Here is a 15,566-nt window from a genome sequence, read left to right on the forward strand (position 1 = left end):
ACCGTTGATATGAACACGACCTCCCTCACTCCCCGCACCGGCGGCCAGATCTTGGTGCAGCAGCTCATCACCCATGGTGTGAAGCAGCTCTTTTGCGTGCCCGGCGAAAGCTACCTGGCCGTGCTCGATGCCCTGCACGATGCCGACATCGGCGTGACGGTATGCCGCCAGGAGGGCGGGGCGGCCATGATGGCCGAGGCGCAGGGCAAGCTCACAGGCCAGCCCGGCATCTGCTTTGTGACGCGCGGGCCCGGTGCCACCAATGCATCGGCCGGTGTGCACATCGCGCACCAGGACTCGACCCCCATGATCCTGTTTGTGGGCCAGGTGGCACGCAACGCCATGGGGCGTGAGGCGTTTCAGGAGCTGGACTACAGCGCGGTGTTCGGCACCATGGCCAAGTGGGTGGTGCAGATTGACGACCCGGCCCGTGTGCCCGAGCTGATCTCGCGCGCATTCCATGTCGCCACCTCGGGCCGCCCTGGCCCCGTGGTGGTGGCGCTGCCCGAGGACATGCTGACCGAGGCCGCTACCGTGGCCGATGCGCTGCCCTACCAGGTGACGGAGACCCACCCTGGCACTGCGCAGATGGCCGAGCTGGCGCAGCGCCTGCAAGCCGCCAAAAATCCCGTGGCCATCCTGGGCGGCAGCCGCTGGTCTGAGCAGGCGGTGCGCGAGTTCACCGCGTTTGCCGAAGCGTGGTCCATTCCGGTGTACTGCTCGTTCCGCCGCCAGATGCTGTTCCCTGCCACACATGCCTGCTACGGCGGTGACCTGGGCCTGGGCGTCAACCCCAAGCTGCTGGCGCGCATCAAGGCGTCGGACCTGGTGCTGGTGGTGGGCGGGCGTCTGTCTGAAGTGCCCTCGCAGGGCTATGAGCTGTTCGACATTCCCACCCCCGCGCAGCCCCTGGTGCATGTGCATGCAGATGCGGATGAACTGGGCAAGCTGTATCGCCCCACCCAGGCCATCCACGCCACGCCACAGGCTTTCACAGCTGCATTGAATTCTGTGCGACCCACGGCGGCAGTGCCCTGGAAGGCGCACGCTGAAGCGGCCCATGCCGAGTACCTGGCCTGGAGCGACACGGCGCCCATCCGCATCCCTGGCAACCTGCAAATGGGCCAGGTGATGCAGCACCTCAAAGACGTGCTGCCCGCCGACACCATCTTCTGCAACGGCGCGGGTAACTTCGCTACGTGGATTCACCGCTTCTGGCCCTTCACCACCTACGCGAGCCAGCTCGCGCCCACCAGCGGGTCGATGGGCTACGGCCTGCCCGCGGGTGTGGGCGGCAAGCGCTTGTGGCCACAGCGCGAGGTGGTGATCTTTGCGGGCGATGGCGACTTTTTGATGCACGGTCAGGAGTTTGCGACCGCCGTGCAGTACGGCCTGCCCATCATCGTGGTGCTGCTGGACAACGCCATGTACGGCACCATCCGCATGCACCAGGAGCGCGAATACCCCGGTCGCATCAGCGCCACGCAGCTCAAGAACCCCGACTTCAAGGCCTACGCCCAGGCCTTTGGCGGCCATGGCGAGCGTGTGGAGCGTACCGAAGACTTTGCTCCGGCTCTTGCCCGCGCCCGTGCCAGCGGCCTGCCCAGCGTGCTCCACTGCCTGATCGACCCCGAGGCGATCACGCCCACCGGCACGTTGCAGGGCATTCGCAGCGCAGCACTCTCCAAGAAGTAGGCTCCCGTTTCGTAAGCAGGCGCTAGGCGCTCAGCCGGTCACGCGGGCGCCGCCCGACTGCCGCAGGGTCTGCACCAGCAGGTTCTGCAGGCTGTCCACCGCCTTGGAGCCGCGCGATGCGCGGCTGCGGTACACGGCCACCTCCATAGGGGCCAGTGGCCCCAGGCCTTGCTCGGTGCCGAGCACCTGCAGTTGCGATGGCACGCTGCAGTGGGTGAGGGCGGCCACGGCCAGGCCGCTTTCCACCGCTGCAATTTGCCCGGCCAGGCTGGAGCTGTGATAGACCACCTTGTAGCGGCGCCCCTGCTGCGCCAGCGCGTGGATAGCGCCGCGCCGCGCCAGGCTGGCCGATTCGTACACAGCAATGGGCAGCGGGTCGCGCCTCCACAACTCGAACTGCGCCGACCCCACCCACACCATGGGCTCATGGAACAGCAGCGTGCCCCGGCGTGCGTGGTCGCGCGAGATCAGGGCCAGGTCCAGGTCGCCATTGGCAACACGCGGGATGAGTGCTGTGGACTGCTCGCAGTCCAGCTCAATCTCCACCGCACTGTGACGGGGCGCAAAGCGCTTGAGCGCAGGCGTGAGGTAGCGCGCTGCGTAGTCATCCGGCACCCCCAGCCGTACCCGGCCTGTGAGGGCGTCGCCGTTCAGTGCGTCATGCGCTTCTGCGTGCAGTTCCAGAATGCGGCGCGCATAGCCCAGCAGGGTTTCACCCTCGGGCGTGAGGTGCTGCTTGCGTGCGTCGCGCTCCAGCAGTCGGTGGCCTACAGCGTCTTCGAGCTTTTTGAGCTGCATGCTGACCGCCGACTGGGAACGGTGCACCTCGGCCGCCGCGCCAGAGAGCGAGCCTGCATCCACCACAGCCACCAGGCACTGAAGCCAATCGAATTGCAAATCGCGGTAGCTCATGGATTGCCCCAGTGATGATGTATTCGATGATCGAATGGTTGGTTTGTAAATTATGCGCTTTGGATTGCAATGGCTGGCAGCCACACTGCGGGCATGCAGCAGTCTTCCTCTACCGTTTCAGGTACATCCGCACCCGTGGTTCCAGCGTCCGCTTCGCCTGTGGCCGTTGCCCACATGCAGCCGGATGCCCGCCGGCTGGATGGCTGGCTCGCCTTCGTGCTGGGCAACGCGCTGCTGGGCACCATCGGCGTGTTTGTGCACGAGGCGCAGGCGGCGCCGTTGACGGTGACGTGGTTCCGGTGCGCGTTTGGCCTCATCGGGCTCACGTTGTGGATGGCCTGGCGCAACCAGTCTTGGTCGGCACTTCGCCAGGGGCTCTGGGTGGGCTGGGCTGCTTTGCCGTGGGTGTTGCTGCTCAGTGGGCTCATGTTGGCGAGCTGGTGGCTGTTTTTCACCGCGATCCAGCAGGTGCCCACCGGGGTGGCGGTGGTGCTGTTCCATGTGCAACCGCTGTGGGTGTTGCTGCTGGGGGCTTGGTGGCTCAAAGAAGCCGTGCCTCGGCAGCGCGTGGTGTCAGTGCTGGTCGCGATGGTGGGGTTGGTGCTGGCCACGGGCGTGGCCGGGGGGCTGTCTTCCTCAGGTGCCGGGCATGCGTCTGGCTACTGGGTGGGCGTAGGGCTTTGTCTGGTCGGTGCGCTGTGCACTGCCACCGTCACAGTGGTTGCCAAGCGCCTGGGGGCGCTGCCGGTGGGCGCGCTGGCGTGGTGGCAATGCGCGCTGGGTGCAGCCGTGCTGTGGGTGGCCCCCGTGGGCCAAGGCTGGCCCGCCTGGGGTGCCCCATGGGCATGGCTGGCCGGGCTGGGGCTGATCCACACGGGACTGGCATACACCCTGATGTACGCGGGCATGGCCCGCCTGGCGACGGCCCGGGTGGCGGTACTGCAGTTTGCTTACCCCACGGTCGCCATCGTGGTGGACTGGGTGTACTTTCAGCACACCTTGGGAGGTTGGCAAATGGCGGGTGTGGTGCTGATGCTGGGGGCCATCGGGGCCGGGGAGCGCAATGCGCGGCGCAATCGCTAATCATCCGCCTGCGGTGGGAGGGCGCCGCCCCGCACAATATCGGGTGTGACCGCCACCGAGCCCGATTCTCCTGAGACACCACCTCCTGCGCAGGCTGCCCCTACCGGCAAGCTGCGCCGCATCGCGCACCTGGACATGGACGCGTTCTTTGCGTCCGTCGAGTTGCTGCGCTACCCGCAACTCAAAGGCTTGCCTGTGGTGATCGGTGGCGGGCGGCGCAAGGTGGACGAGCTGCTGCTGCGCGGGCCAGGCGGCACCGAGGAGCGCGAGCGGCGCTTCATACCGGTGGAAGACTTTCCGCTGCTCAAGGACTACGTGGGCCGGGGTGTGATCACCACGGCCACCTACCCGGCGCGGCAGTTCGGCGTGGGCTCGGCCATGGGCATGATGAAGGCCGCCAAGTTGTGCCCGCAGGCCATCGTGTTGCCGGTGGATTTTGACGAGGTGCGACGCTTTTCGCGCCTGTTCAAGAGCACCATCACCGAGATCGCACCGGTGATGCAGGACCGGGGGGTGGACGAGGTGTACATCGACTTCACCGACGTGCCCGGCGGCCAGCGCGAAGGCGGGCGGGTGCTGGCGAGGCTCATCCAGAAAAGCATCTTTGATAGGACCGGGCTGACCTGCTCGATCGGCGTGGCGCCCAACCGGCTGCTGGCCAAGATGGCCAGCGAGTTCAACAAGCCCAACGGCATCTCCATCGTTTACGAGGAAGACCTGCAGAGCAAAATCTGGCCCTTGAACGTGCGCAAGATCAATGGCATCGGTCCCAAGGCGGGCGAGAAGCTGGCACGGCTGGGCATTGAAACCATCGGGCAGCTTGCCGCGCAGGATGAGCAGTGGCTGATGGGCCACTTTGGCAAATCCACCGGCGCCTGGATGCACCGGGTGGCCTGGGGCCGCGACGACAGCCCGGTGGTGACCGAGAGCGAGCCGGTGAGCATGAGCCGCGAGACCACCTTCGACCGCGACCTGCATGCGGTGCGTGACCGGGCTGAGCTGGGAGCCATTTTTACCGACCTGTGCATGCGGCTGGCCGAAGATCTGCAGCGCAAGGGCTATGTGGCGCGCACCATCGGTATCAAGCTGCGCTACGACGACTTCAAGATCGCGACGCGTGACCACACCGCCAACAGCTACACCGCCGACGGGGCGACCATCCGGCAGCTGGCGGGGCAATGCCTCAAGCGCGTGCCGCTGGACAAGCGCCTGCGGCTGCTCGGCGTGCGGGCCAGCACACTGGCGCGGCGGGGGGAAGAGCCTGCGCTGGAGCCGCGTGCCGCAGCGGCCGCAGAGGGGCGTCGGCGCGGGCCTCGGGCAGAGGCGACCATGGAAACCGGGCAGCTTTTTTGATTGAGGCAGCGGATTTCCAAAAGGCGGTGAGCAGGCGCTCATTGTTTGCGCTTTGAGGGGCGTGAGGAGGCACCTTTTTGGGGCAAAGCAGGGGAGGGAGCAGTTAGACTTGATTCGTATCAAGCGGTTACATACAACACGCCAAAAAAAAGCCGCGCCGCCTGCCCCTGCCGCAGGCCCTTCAGGAGCCTCGAATGCGCATCAATCTGCCAGTGACCCAGCAGAATTTTGACTACCCCGGTGATGAGCTGCTGGTGTCCAGCACCAACACCAAGGGTGAGATCACGCACTGCAACCCGGCGTTCGTGCGCGTCAGCGGTTACAGCTACGACGAACTCATTGGCCAGCCCCACAACATCATTCGCCACCCCGACATGCCGGCCGAGGCCTACAAGGACATGTGGCGCACCATAGGCCGGGGCGAGCCCTGGACGGGCTTGGTCAAGAACCGCCGCAAGAACGGCGACCACTACTGGGTGCGAGCCAACGTCACCCCCATCATGGAGGGCGGCAAGCCACGCGCCTATATGTCGGTGCGCACCAAGCCCAGTGCGGCCGAGATGGTGGCCGCCGAGGCCCTGTATGCACAGATGCGCAGCGAGGCGGCTTCGGGCGCAAGCAGCTTCTACCTGGACTCGGGCAACGTGCGCTACCGGGGAGTGCGTGGCTGGCAGCAGCGCCTGGCGCAGATGGCGCTGCTGCCCCGCATGGCGATCCTGCTGCTGATGACGGTGCTGCTGGCCTTGTTGCCCGACGTGATGGGGCTGCAAGGCACCACCGCCTGGGTGGCCCGCCTGGTGCTGCTGTTGCTGGGGGCGGGGTGGACGCTGTGGCGCTTTCAGGCCACCGTGCTGCAGGGCGTGCACGATGCCACTCGCTTCGCGTCCGACATCTCGGCCTGCAACCTTGCTACGTCGGTGGGCACCGACTACCCCCAGCCCCTGGGCGCGCTGATGCAGCGCCTGCAGCAGACCCAGGTCAACCTGCGCGCCGTGGTGGGCGACGTGCGCACCGAGGTGCGCAACTTCATCGAATCGGCCGACGAAATCGCGCGCGGCGGCATGGACCTGTCAGCCCGCACCGAGTCGCAGGCCAGCAGCCTGGAAGAGACCGCTGCTGCGATGGAGCAACTGGCCAGCACGGTGCTGCAGACGTCGGAGACAGCGGCCAAGGTGTCGCACGAGAGCGCACAGAGCAGCGACATCGCCACGCGTGGCGGCCAGGCGGTGCAGGAGGTGGGCGCGGCCATGCAGCAGATGAAGCTGTCGTCCACCAGGATCAGCGAGATCGTGGGCGTGATCGAGGGCATTGCCTTCCAGACCAACCTGCTGGCGCTCAACGCCGCCGTGGAGGCGGCCCGTGCAGGCGAGCAGGGTCGGGGCTTTGCAGTGGTGGCGGGCGAGGTGCGGGCCCTGGCGCAACGCAGCGCCAGCTCGGCCAAGGAGATCAGCGGTCTGATTGGCGTCACGGTGAACCAGATTGCCAGCGGCGCGCAGCAGATGGACCATGCCGGTACCACCATCGAGGGTGTGGTCCATGCGGTGGAACGCGTGAGCACGCTGGTCCAGCAGATCAGCAGCGCCACCAAGGAGCAGTCGCAGGGCATTGCCCAGGTCAACGAGGCCGTGACCCAGCTCGACACCGTGACGCAGCAGAACGCCGCGCTGGTGGAGGAATCTGCCGCCGCCGCCCAGGGCCTCAAGGAGAGCGCGGTGTCGCTGGGCCGCTCGGTGGACGTGTTCCGGCTGGGGTGAGCGGCGCTGCAACGAGCCGCCAAGGAACACTCGCACCTTGACGAATTCTTACTCGTAACTTACAGTGATTTTCCCGTTTTCCGGGAGATCACCATGACCCTCGACGAGCTGCAGCGCATCAAGCAGTGGCATGTGGCGCACAAGGCCGACCACCCGCTCGAATACCACCTGTGGGACCTGGTGCTGACGGTCTGGATGCTGGGCTGGGTGGGCTGGTTTCCCATCTGCGCTTTTGGCGAGCCCTGCGCCGCGCCGGTCTGCCTGATCGGCATTTTTGTCCCCAGCCTGTACGTTGCCTGGCGCACCCGCGCGCACCTGCGCCACACCCTGCGGTGCGACTGGATCGATGCGCGCAACTGACGGGCGCGGTCGGTTGACGGGGATGGTCAGGCCTACTGGCGCGCAGTGCGCACGTTGCGCGGCAGGGCTTGCGGGTGGCTGGTGCGCAGCGGGTTGATGTCCAGCCCGCCCCGGCGCGTGTAGCGCGCATACACCGTGAGCTTGATGGGTTTGCAGCGCGTCCACACGTCCATGAAGATGCGCTCCACGCACTGCTCGTGGAATTCGTTGTGGTTGCGAAAGCTCACCAGGTACTGCAGCAGGCCTTCCTGGTTGATCTGCGGGCCGCTGTAGCTGATCTGCACGCTGCCCCAGTCGGGCTGGCCGGTCACCAGGCAGTTGCTCTTGAGCAGGTTGCTGGTCAGCGTCTCGGTCACGGGCGCTTCATTGAATGTGGCCGTCAGCAGGTCGGGCGCGGGCTGGTAGCGCGTGCATTCCACGTCCAGCCGGTCCAGGCTCAGGCCGTCCAGCTCGTGCACGGGCTCCTGGTCGAACAGCTCGGGTGCGATGAGCTTCACGCCCACGGTGGCGGGGTGCTCGGCGCCGCGCCACACGGCCTCGCTGATGTCGGCGCGGATGCGGGCCTGCACCTCGGCCGCATCGGCAAAACGGGTGTTGTTGAAGCTGTTGAGATACAGCTTGAACGACTTGCTCTCGACGATGTTGGGCGTCTCGCACGGCACAGTGATGTGCGCCAGTGCCACCTGCGGCTTGCCACGCGCATTCAGCCAGGACAGCTCGAATGCCGTCCACAGGTCGGCCCCGAAGAAGGGCGCCGCGCCGGTGATGCCGATCTCGGCCCGCTTACCCGCGCGGGGGATGGGGAACAGCAGCGAGGCGTCGTACTGGTCCACATAGGCCGATGCCTTGCCGAGTTGGGATTGTTCTGGCGTGTTCATGGCCTGGTCTTTCGGGTGTGTGGGTTCTAAGGGAGTCTGTGCTATTGCTACTATTTTTATAGCTGCTGGCGCATGTTCGACTAGCGCATGCCGGAGTTTTTACTGAAATTCCCGCTCACGCAGCCATTTGGTGGCAATCCATTTGTCCCCAGCGATCACGGGGGCGCCGCCATGCAGGGTGCGGGTGGACGGGTGCGGGCGCTCGTAGCTGAAGAACACCGCGTTGCCACGCTGCGGCGCCACCTCCAGGTGCACGTCGGGGAAGGTGGTGCCGCCGCCTTTGTCAGGTGTGTTCAGGTACATCACCAGCGTGCCCACGCGCTGGCCGCCGCGCTGGATGATGCTGGGCGTGCCGGGCTCGGCGGGGTCGAAGTAGTCGTAGTGCGGCTTGTATTCAGCGCCGGGGCGGTAGTGCAGCACCTGCAGGCCTTCGCCGTTTTCGATGGGCCAGTGGAGCAGGCGCGCAATGCGCTCCTCGATGCGCTGGATCAGGGGACTTTGCCCGCGCTGGAAGAACATGCCGTCGCTGGTGCGGTCGGCATTGATCTCTTCGCCCCCGGTCTTGGTGGCCACGGTGAGCGAGCGTGCCATGCGGGGCTCTGCAGCGGCTATCAGGGCATCACACTCCTCGGGCGACAGCAGGTTGCCAAACACCACGATGCGCGGCTGTGCCATGGCCAGCAGCACATTCACGGTGCGGTCTCCGCAGTCCACCTGGGCGGGGGATTCATCCAGCCGGGGCTCGGGCACCCGCACGGCCGAGGGCAGGCCCTGCTGCACAGCCAGGTCGTTCAGGTGCTCCTGCAGCGTGATCTCCAGCGCATCCGCCGCCACGTCTTCGTCCCAGCCCGCGTCACGCATGGACTGCAGCACCACGGGCGCAGCGTAGCCCGCCTGGGCCTGCTCGATGATCCAGCGGCGCAACTCGGGGGTGATGGCCTGCCGCGCTGCGCTGGCGTGCTGGGTGGTGGTGCTGTCCGGGTGCTGGTCAGAACGCGATGCCATGGCGGTCCTTCAACAAGAGCAGGGTGGTGGGCGGGTTTATACGGAGGCCGGGGTCTTGCGCCGGAAGACCAGGCGCTCGGGCTCGGATGATGCCGGGGCAAAGGCATAGCCGTCCAGGTCAAACCCTTCGAGCTGGTGGGGTGTGGCAAGGCGGTGGGTGATGGCGTAGCGCGCCATCAGGCCGCGTGCGCGCTTGGCAAAGAAGCTGATGATCTTGTAGTTGCCGCCTTTCCAGTCCTCGAACACGCATTCGATCACGCGGGCCTTGAGTGCCTTGCGGTCCACGGCCTTGAAGTATTCCTGCGAGGCGAGGTTGATCACCACTGGCGTGGTGTCGGCGCGCAGCCGGGTGTTCAGGTGCTCGGCAATCTGGCGGCCCCAGAACTGGTACAGGTTGCTGCCTGCCTCGGTGGCCAGGCGCGTGCCCATCTCCAGGCGATAGGGCTGCATGCGGTCCAGCGGCCGCAGCACACCGTACAGGCCGCTGAGGATGGCGACATGGCTCTGGGCCCAGTGCAGGTCGTCAGTGCTCAGGCTGCGGGCTTGCAGCCCCTCGTACACGTCGCCATTGAAAGCCAGCACCGCCTGGCGCGAGTTGTGGGCCGTGAAGCGGGGGCGCCAGGCCTGGTAACGCGCCACGTTCAGCGCCGCGAGCGTGTCGCTCAGTTCCATCAGCGACGCGATCTGCTGCGGCGACTGCTCCCGCAGGACGTCGATCAGGGCCGTGGACTGCGGCACAAACTGGGGCGTGGTGTGCGGCAGGCCTTCGGGAACGGGTGTGTCGTAGTCGAGCGATTTGGCGGGAGACAGCAGGAACAGCATGGGGGCGAAGGGTCCGTGGATCTCGGGGGTGAAGTGTGGCCTGGAAAGCGCGGGTTGCCGGCAGCACCAGCGGCCTGAAATGGTACCTGCTGGACGACCGTCTTCTGTCGCTTGCGGGTATTGGCGCCCAGCACGTTGCTTGCTCAGTTGCCCACGCAAAGAAGGCGGCCTGAGCCGCCTTCTTTGCGTGGGCTGCGGCCCTGGGGGCAGCAGCCATTGCAGCGCATCAGGCTGCGGGGGGCTGCTCAAACGGCAGTGCCATGGCCGACAGGTCGCGGCGGGTTTCCACCAGCACCAGCGGACCTTCGTCCAGCACCACCGCAGGGGGGCGCTCGCGGGGCACGCGGATGGGCTTGGGCTCGGCAGCGATGGCGGCCTGCACGGCAGCGATCTTGTCCGCGTCAGAGTTCACCCACTGCAGGCCCGATGCGGCAGCCACTTGCTGCAGTTCATCGATGGGCAGCGTGAACGCCTGAACGCGGGGCAGTCCCTTGGCTTGTGCAGCTGTCGCCACGGGGGCCTGGGCGGCTACCGCCGGTGCAGGTGCTGCGACAGGTGCCGGTGCAGCCACCGGTGCGGCTGCAGGGTTTGCAACGGGCGCTGCAACAGCTGCCGTGGTAACAGGCGCTGCGGCTGGCTCAGTGGCTGAAGCGGCTGGGGCTGCCACAGGAGCTGCGACAGGGGTTGCCGCCGGTGCCACAGGCTCGGCGGCGGGCGCGTTGCTGAAGTAGCTGCGGCGCGGCGCCTCGTCCTGTGCCGGTGCGGGCTCGGCCTGGGTGGGGTCAAAGTCCAGCATCGCTGGCGCAGCTGCTTCGGCGTTGCCGTTGTTGTCGCGCGGGCCACGCTCGCCACGTTCGCGGCGGTCACGGCCATAGCGGTCGCGGGAGCGGCGCTCGCGGCGCTGCTCTTCGGTGGCGCCATTGCCGTTGGCGGGTGCGTCATTGCCGCTCAGGTCCAGGTCCGGCAGCGATGCCAGTGGAGCGGTGTCCGCAAAGTCACCAGCGGCGGCTGTGGCGCCTGCCTCCTGGGCCTCGACCGCGCGGGGAGCGCGTTCACCGCGTTCACCACGGTTGCCACCGCGATCACCCCGTTCGCGGCGCGGACCGCGCTCGCCACGGGGTTGCTGCGCCGGCTGGCCTTCTGCGCCACCGGTGTTGCCTGCGTTGGGGCCTTCCACCGGAGTGGTAGCTGCGTTGTTGTCACCATTCACGCCAGCGTTCAGGTTGCGCGGCTCGCTGTCGCGGCGACCACGGCCCCCTTCACGGCCTTCGCCACGTCCGTTGCGGCCCCCTTCACGGCCTTCGCCTTCGGGACGGCGCTCTGCGTCGCGGGGTGGACGATTGTCTGCATCGCGGGGTGCGCGGCCTTCGGCCGAGCGTTCGCCACGGCGGCCACGGCCTTCGCCAGAGCTGCCTTCGCGGTTGCCATCACGCGGTGCGCCTTCGCGCTGGCCGTCCCGGTTGCCATCGCGGCCGCCACGGCGGCCACGGCTTTCACCGTTGCGGCCTTCGCGGCGCGGTTCGCCACGGCTGGTGGTTTCGGCAGCGGCAGGTGCGGCTGCGGGCGATGCCGTTGTGACCGGGGTGGGGGCTGCCGGTGCGCTGCCAAAGCCAAACAGGCTCTTGAGCCAGGCGAAGAAGCCTTGCTCTTGCGGTGCGGCAGGGGCGGGTGCTGGAGCGGCTACTGGTGCAGGTGCAGGGGTGGCAGCGGCTGCAGGGCGTTGGCCACCACGGGGTGGGCGTGCGGCGCCTTCGGGGCGGGGCTCAGCCACGGGGGCGGGTGCGTCAGGCAGCACGCCCTTGATCACCGGGGTCTGCTTGTTGGTGGGCTCCTGCGAGCGGCGCGTCACGGCCGTGGGGTCTTCCACTTCTTCGGCGAGCTTGTAGCTGGCTTCGATGTGGTCCAGGCGCGGGTCGTCGTGCTTGAGGCGTTCCAGGCGGTAGTTGGGGGTTTCCAGCGTCTTGTTGGGCACCATCAGCACGGCCACGCGCTGCTTGAGTTCGATCTTGGCGATCTCGGTGCGCTTTTCGTTCAGCAGGAACGAAGCCACTTCCACCGGCACCTGGCAGTGCACAGCGGCCGTGTTGTCCTTCATGGACTCTTCCTGAATGATCCGCAGGATCTGCAGGGCCGAAGATTCGGTATCGCGGATGTGGCCCGAGCCGCCGCAGCGTGGGCAGGGGATGGACGAGCCTTCGCTCAAGGCGGGCTTGAGGCGCTGGCGGCTCATCTCCATCAGGCCGAACTTGCTGATGGTGCCGAACTGCACGCGGGCGCGGTCCTGGCGCAGCGCGTCGCGCAGGCGGTTTTCCACTTCGCGGCGGTTCTTGCTCTCCTCCATGTCGATGAAGTCGATCACGATCAGGCCGCCCAGGTCGCGCAGGCGCATCTGGCGGGCCACTTCGTCGGCGGCTTCCAGGTTGGTGCGGGTGGCGGTTTCCTCGATGTCGCCGCCCTTGATGGCGCGGGCCGAGTTCACGTCCACGCTGACCAGCGCTTCGGTGTGGTCGATCACGATGGCGCCGCCCGAGGGCAGTTGCACGGTGCGGGCATAGGCCGATTCGATCTGGTGCTCGATCTGGAAGCGGCTGAACAGCGCGGCGTCGTCGCGGTAGCGCTTCACGCGGGCGGCATGCTCGGGCATGACGTGCGCCATGAACTGCTGCGCCTGTTCGTAGATGTCGTCGGTATCGATGAGGATGTCACCGATGTCGTTGTTGAAGTAGTCGCGGATCGCGCGGATGACGAGGCTCGATTCCTGGTAGATCAGGAAGGCGCCCTTGCCGCCCTTGGCGGCGCCGTCGATGGCGTTCCACAGCTTGAGCAGGTAGTTCAGGTCCCACTGCAGCTCGGGCGCGGTGCGGCCAATGCCGGCGGTGCGCGCGATGATGGACATGCCGTTGGGGTATTCCAGCTGGTCCATCGCCTCCTTGAGCTCGGCGCGGTCCTCGCCCTCGATGCGGCGCGAGACGCCACCACCGCGGGGGTTGTTGGGCATCAGCACCACATAGCGGCCGGCCAGCGAGACGAAGGTGGTCAGGGCTGCGCCCTTGTTGCCGCGCTCTTCTTTTTCGACCTGGACCAGCAGTTCCTGGCCTTCCTTGATCACTTCATTGATGCGCGCCTGGCTGGGCGAGACACCGGGGGTGAAGTAGCTGCGCGAGATTTCCTTGAATGGCAGGAACCCGTGGCGGTCTTCGCCGTAGTCCACAAAACAGGCTTCCAGCGAAGGCTCGACGCGGGTGACGACGGCCTTATAGATGTTGCCCTTGCGCTGTTCGCGCCCTTCGATTTCGATTTCGTAGTCGAGGAGCTTTTGTCCGTCGACGATGGCCAGGCGCCGTTCTTCGGGCTGCGTGGCGTTGATGAGCATCCGCTTCATGATGCGATTCCTTCAGTGTTTCGCGGACAGCAGCGGTGCAGCCCACCTGACCCACAGGGAGGGCTGCTCGGGCTGCCGCCCACAGTTTCCAAACCAATACAACAAGCTCTACAGGAGCTGTGAATGCCTGGACTGACGCATCGAAACGAAGGGAATTGCCGGGAATGCCAATGATCTGCCGCGCTCTAGCGCAGCATCGTGAGGCAGGGGCGCGTGGATGGGGGCGAGTGGTAGGAGCGCAGTTTTGCTATCAAAAAAGTAGCTGATTGCGCTTGCTGGTTGGGCGTTGGGGCTGAATTGGAGCGTGCAGCCGGGGGCATCAGCCACCGCCACAAGGTCACCATCCAGCTCATCAACAACCACATGCTCGCTTTGATCCGCTGACAGGCTGCGCCCGGGTAGGGAACATCTGCCAGCTTGGGGGATTCCGTATCAGTGTTTCAATCTGTCAGCCCGCCGCACGGCGTGCTGGCCACCACAGGCATCTGGCCTGCAATCTGCGCGCACGACGCCCGGTGGCATCGACCTGCCTGCGTGAGGGGCAAGGGCTGTGTGGACTAAACTCCAGACAAATCAACCACTTACATAACAACGCGCAGGTGAAACACATTATAGGGGCCAAACCGCCCACAGCCCCTGCGGGGCTTCCCGCAGCCCGCCTGGTGGAAGTGGATGCTGACTCCGCTGGCCAGCGGCTCGATAACTTTTTGATACGCCACTTGAAAGGCGTGCCAAAAACGCATGTCTACCGCATCATCCGCAGCGGTGAGGTCCGCATCAACAAAGGCCGCGTGAGCGCCGACACCCGCGTGGAAGTAGGGGACGTGGTGCGCCTGCCGCCCGTGCGCATCTCCGACAAGGTGGCCGAGAAGGCCGAGCGTCCGGCGCCTGCGCGCGAATTTCCCATCCTGCTCGAAGACGAGCACCTGATTGCCCTGGACAAGCCCGCGGGCGTGGCGGTGCACGGCGGCAGCGGCGTGAGTTTTGGCGTGATCGAGCAATTGCGCCAGGCGCGGCCGGCTTCCAAGTTCCTGGAACTGGTGCACCGCCTGGACCGCGAGACCTCGGGCATCCTGCTGGTGGCCAAGAAGCGGTCAGCGCTCACTCACCTGCAAGACCAGTTCCGTGAGCGCGAGACAGGCAAGACCTATCTGGCACTCGTCACGGGCATCTGGCCTGCCAACAAAAAGGTCATCGACCTGCCACTGCACAAGTACCTGCAGGCCGACGGCGAGCGCCGCGTGCGTGTGACCACGGCCGATGACCCGGATGGCATGCGCTCCATCACACTGGTCAAGGTGCGCAGCACCGTGCCCGCGCGCCCCGCTCAAGGCCTGCCGGCGATGTCCCTGCTGGAGGTGACCATCAAGACAGGCCGCACCCATCAGATCCGTGTGCACCTGGCAAGCCAGGGCCACGCCATCGTGGGTGATGACAAATACGGTGACTTTGACCTCAACAAGCGCCTGCAGAAGCTCTCGATGAAGCGCATGTTCCTGCACGCATGGCGGTTACAGTTCAACCACCCCGCCTCGGGCGAGCGTGTGCAACTGATTGCCGAGCTACCCCCTGAGCTGGCCGATTTCGTGTCCCCTGCCTGACGATCCTGCGCGAAGAAACCCCTCCATGTCTGCCAAAAACTTCCGTCCGCGCCGCTTCGACCTCATCGCCTTTGACTGGGATGGCACCCTGTTCGACTCCACCGCCATCATCGTGCGCTGCATCCAGGCAGCGGTGCGCGACGTGGGCGGCACGGTACCCACAGACAAGGAGGCCGCCTATGTGATTGGCATGGGCCTGATGCAGGCGCTGGCCCATGCCGCCCCTGATGTGCCACCCGAAAAGTACACCGAGCTGGGCAATCGCTACCGCTTCCACTACATCCAGCACCAGGACGACCTGAGCCTGTTCGATGGCGTGTTGCCGCTGCTGAGCGATCTGCGTGAACGTGGGCACCTGCTGGCCGTGGCCACGGGCAAAAGCCGGCGCGGGCTGGACGAGGCGCTGCATTCGGTGGATTTGCGCGGCGTGTTCGACGGCTCCCGCACCGCCGACCAGACCGCTGGCAAGCCGCACCCCCTGATGCTGCAGGAGCTGATGGCCGAATTTGACGTGGCGCCTGAGCGCCTGCTGATGATTGGCGACACCACCCATGACCTGCAGATGGCGGTCAACGCGGGCTGTGCGAGCGTAGGGGTGAGCTATGGCGCACACGAGCCCGACGCCTTTCATGCCCTCCAGCCGCTGGCGGTTGTGCATTCGGTGCGCGAGCTGCACGACTGGCTGCTGCACAACGCTTGACGCGGGTATTGGAGCGGGACG

12 protein-coding genes are annotated in these 15,566 nt (G+C 66.3%); 7 read left to right on the top strand and 5 right to left on the bottom strand.

The window, feature by feature from the left end:
* Positions 1 to 9 precede the first annotated feature (9 nt).
* Positions 10 to 1,695, top strand: a complete 1,686-nt coding sequence (locus ACTJKQ_RS05285) for a thiamine pyrophosphate-binding protein (protein WP_440596245.1) — start codon at positions 10 to 12, stop codon at positions 1,693 to 1,695.
* A 30-nt stretch (positions 1,696 to 1,725) separates the two neighbouring features.
* Here the strand turns inward: ACTJKQ_RS05285 and ACTJKQ_RS05290 are convergent, their stop codons facing one another.
* Entirely contained in the window at positions 1,726 to 2,607 is an 882-nt protein-coding gene (locus ACTJKQ_RS05290) for a LysR family transcriptional regulator (protein WP_440596246.1), read from the bottom strand.
* Between the two features lie 135 nt (positions 2,608 to 2,742).
* Here ACTJKQ_RS05290 and ACTJKQ_RS05295 point away from each other — a divergent pair, with 135 nt between their 5' ends.
* The 4 genes from ACTJKQ_RS05295 (at position 2,743) to ACTJKQ_RS05310 (ending at position 7,157) form a co-directional block, all read left to right on the top strand.
* Entirely contained in the window at positions 2,743 to 3,690 is a 948-nt protein-coding gene (locus tag ACTJKQ_RS05295) for a DMT family transporter (protein WP_440596247.1), read from the top strand.
* Between the two features lie 45 nt (positions 3,691 to 3,735).
* Positions 3,736 to 5,043, top strand: a complete 1,308-nt coding sequence (locus ACTJKQ_RS05300) for a Y-family DNA polymerase (protein ID WP_440596248.1) — start codon at positions 3,736 to 3,738, stop codon at positions 5,041 to 5,043.
* Between the two features lie 194 nt (positions 5,044 to 5,237).
* Positions 5,238 to 6,797, top strand: a complete 1,560-nt coding sequence (locus ACTJKQ_RS05305) for a methyl-accepting chemotaxis protein (protein WP_440596249.1) — start codon at positions 5,238 to 5,240, stop codon at positions 6,795 to 6,797.
* Between the two features lie 93 nt (positions 6,798 to 6,890).
* Positions 6,891 to 7,157, top strand: coding sequence for a hypothetical protein (locus ACTJKQ_RS05310; RefSeq protein WP_056061307.1), 267 nt, complete (start codon positions 6,891 to 6,893; stop codon positions 7,155 to 7,157).
* A gap of 32 nt (positions 7,158 to 7,189) precedes the next feature.
* Here the strand turns inward: ACTJKQ_RS05310 and queF are convergent, their stop codons facing one another.
* The 4 genes from queF to ACTJKQ_RS05330 form a co-directional block, all read right to left on the bottom strand.
* On the bottom strand, positions 7,190 to 8,035 hold the full coding sequence (gene queF / locus ACTJKQ_RS05315; RefSeq protein WP_260666767.1) for an NADPH-dependent 7-cyano-7-deazaguanine reductase QueF: 846 nt from the start codon (positions 8,033 to 8,035) through the stop codon (positions 7,190 to 7,192).
* A 99-nt stretch (positions 8,036 to 8,134) separates the two neighbouring features.
* Complete coding sequence (locus ACTJKQ_RS05320; protein ID WP_260666768.1) at positions 8,135 to 9,040, bottom strand: 2OG-Fe(II) oxygenase; 906 nt, start codon at positions 9,038 to 9,040, stop codon at positions 8,135 to 8,137.
* A 36-nt stretch (positions 9,041 to 9,076) separates the two neighbouring features.
* Positions 9,077 to 9,862 carry a peroxide stress protein YaaA gene (gene yaaA, locus ACTJKQ_RS05325; protein ID WP_440596250.1) on the bottom strand — a complete coding sequence of 262 codons (786 nt, stop codon included), beginning with the start codon at positions 9,860 to 9,862 and terminating at the stop codon, positions 9,077 to 9,079.
* Positions 9,863 to 10,088: 226 nt separating this feature from the next.
* Complete coding sequence (locus tag ACTJKQ_RS05330; protein WP_260666770.1) at positions 10,089 to 13,244, bottom strand: Rne/Rng family ribonuclease; 3,156 nt, start codon at positions 13,242 to 13,244, stop codon at positions 10,089 to 10,091.
* 599 nt (positions 13,245 to 13,843) lie between these two features.
* On the opposite strand from ACTJKQ_RS05330, the gene ACTJKQ_RS05335 reads away from it, so the two are divergent.
* Together ACTJKQ_RS05335 and ACTJKQ_RS05340 are read left to right on the top strand one after the other, a co-directional pair.
* Positions 13,844 to 14,845: an RluA family pseudouridine synthase gene (locus tag ACTJKQ_RS05335; RefSeq protein WP_440596251.1), complete on the top strand. Its 1,002-nt coding sequence runs from the start codon at positions 13,844 to 13,846 to the stop codon at positions 14,843 to 14,845.
* Between the two features lie 25 nt (positions 14,846 to 14,870).
* Positions 14,871 to 15,545 (top strand): HAD family hydrolase, encoded by a 675-nt coding sequence (locus tag ACTJKQ_RS05340; protein ID WP_108497127.1) that lies wholly within the window; start codon positions 14,871 to 14,873, stop codon positions 15,543 to 15,545.
* Positions 15,546 to 15,566 lie beyond the last annotated feature (21 nt).

Origin of the sequence: Acidovorax sp. 22279 (genome assembly GCF_052045435.1) — a bacterium.
Taxonomy (GTDB): domain Bacteria; phylum Pseudomonadota; class Gammaproteobacteria; order Burkholderiales; family Burkholderiaceae_C; genus Acidovorax; species Acidovorax delafieldii.

Coding starts and splice junctions, on each gene's coding strand:
- ACTJKQ_RS05285 (WP_440596245.1), top strand. CDS start 10: ATGAACACGACCTCCCTCACTCCCCGCACCGGCGGCCAGATCTTGGTG.
- ACTJKQ_RS05290 (WP_440596246.1), bottom strand. CDS start 2,607: ATGAGCTACCGCGATTTGCAATTCGATTGGCTTCAGTGCCTGGTGGCT.
- ACTJKQ_RS05305 (WP_440596249.1), top strand. CDS start 5,238: ATGCGCATCAATCTGCCAGTGACCCAGCAGAATTTTGACTACCCCGGT.
- ACTJKQ_RS05310 (WP_056061307.1), top strand. CDS start 6,891: ATGACCCTCGACGAGCTGCAGCGCATCAAGCAGTGGCATGTGGCGCAC.
- queF (WP_260666767.1), bottom strand. CDS start 8,035: ATGAACACGCCAGAACAATCCCAACTCGGCAAGGCATCGGCCTATGTG.
- ACTJKQ_RS05320 (WP_260666768.1), bottom strand. CDS start 9,040: ATGGCATCGCGTTCTGACCAGCACCCGGACAGCACCACCACCCAGCAC.
- yaaA (WP_440596250.1), bottom strand. CDS start 9,862: ATGCTGTTCCTGCTGTCTCCCGCCAAATCGCTCGACTACGACACACCC.
- ACTJKQ_RS05330 (WP_260666770.1), bottom strand. CDS start 13,244: ATGAAGCGGATGCTCATCAACGCCACGCAGCCCGAAGAACGGCGCCTG.
- ACTJKQ_RS05340 (WP_108497127.1), top strand. CDS start 14,871: ATGTCTGCCAAAAACTTCCGTCCGCGCCGCTTCGACCTCATCGCCTTT.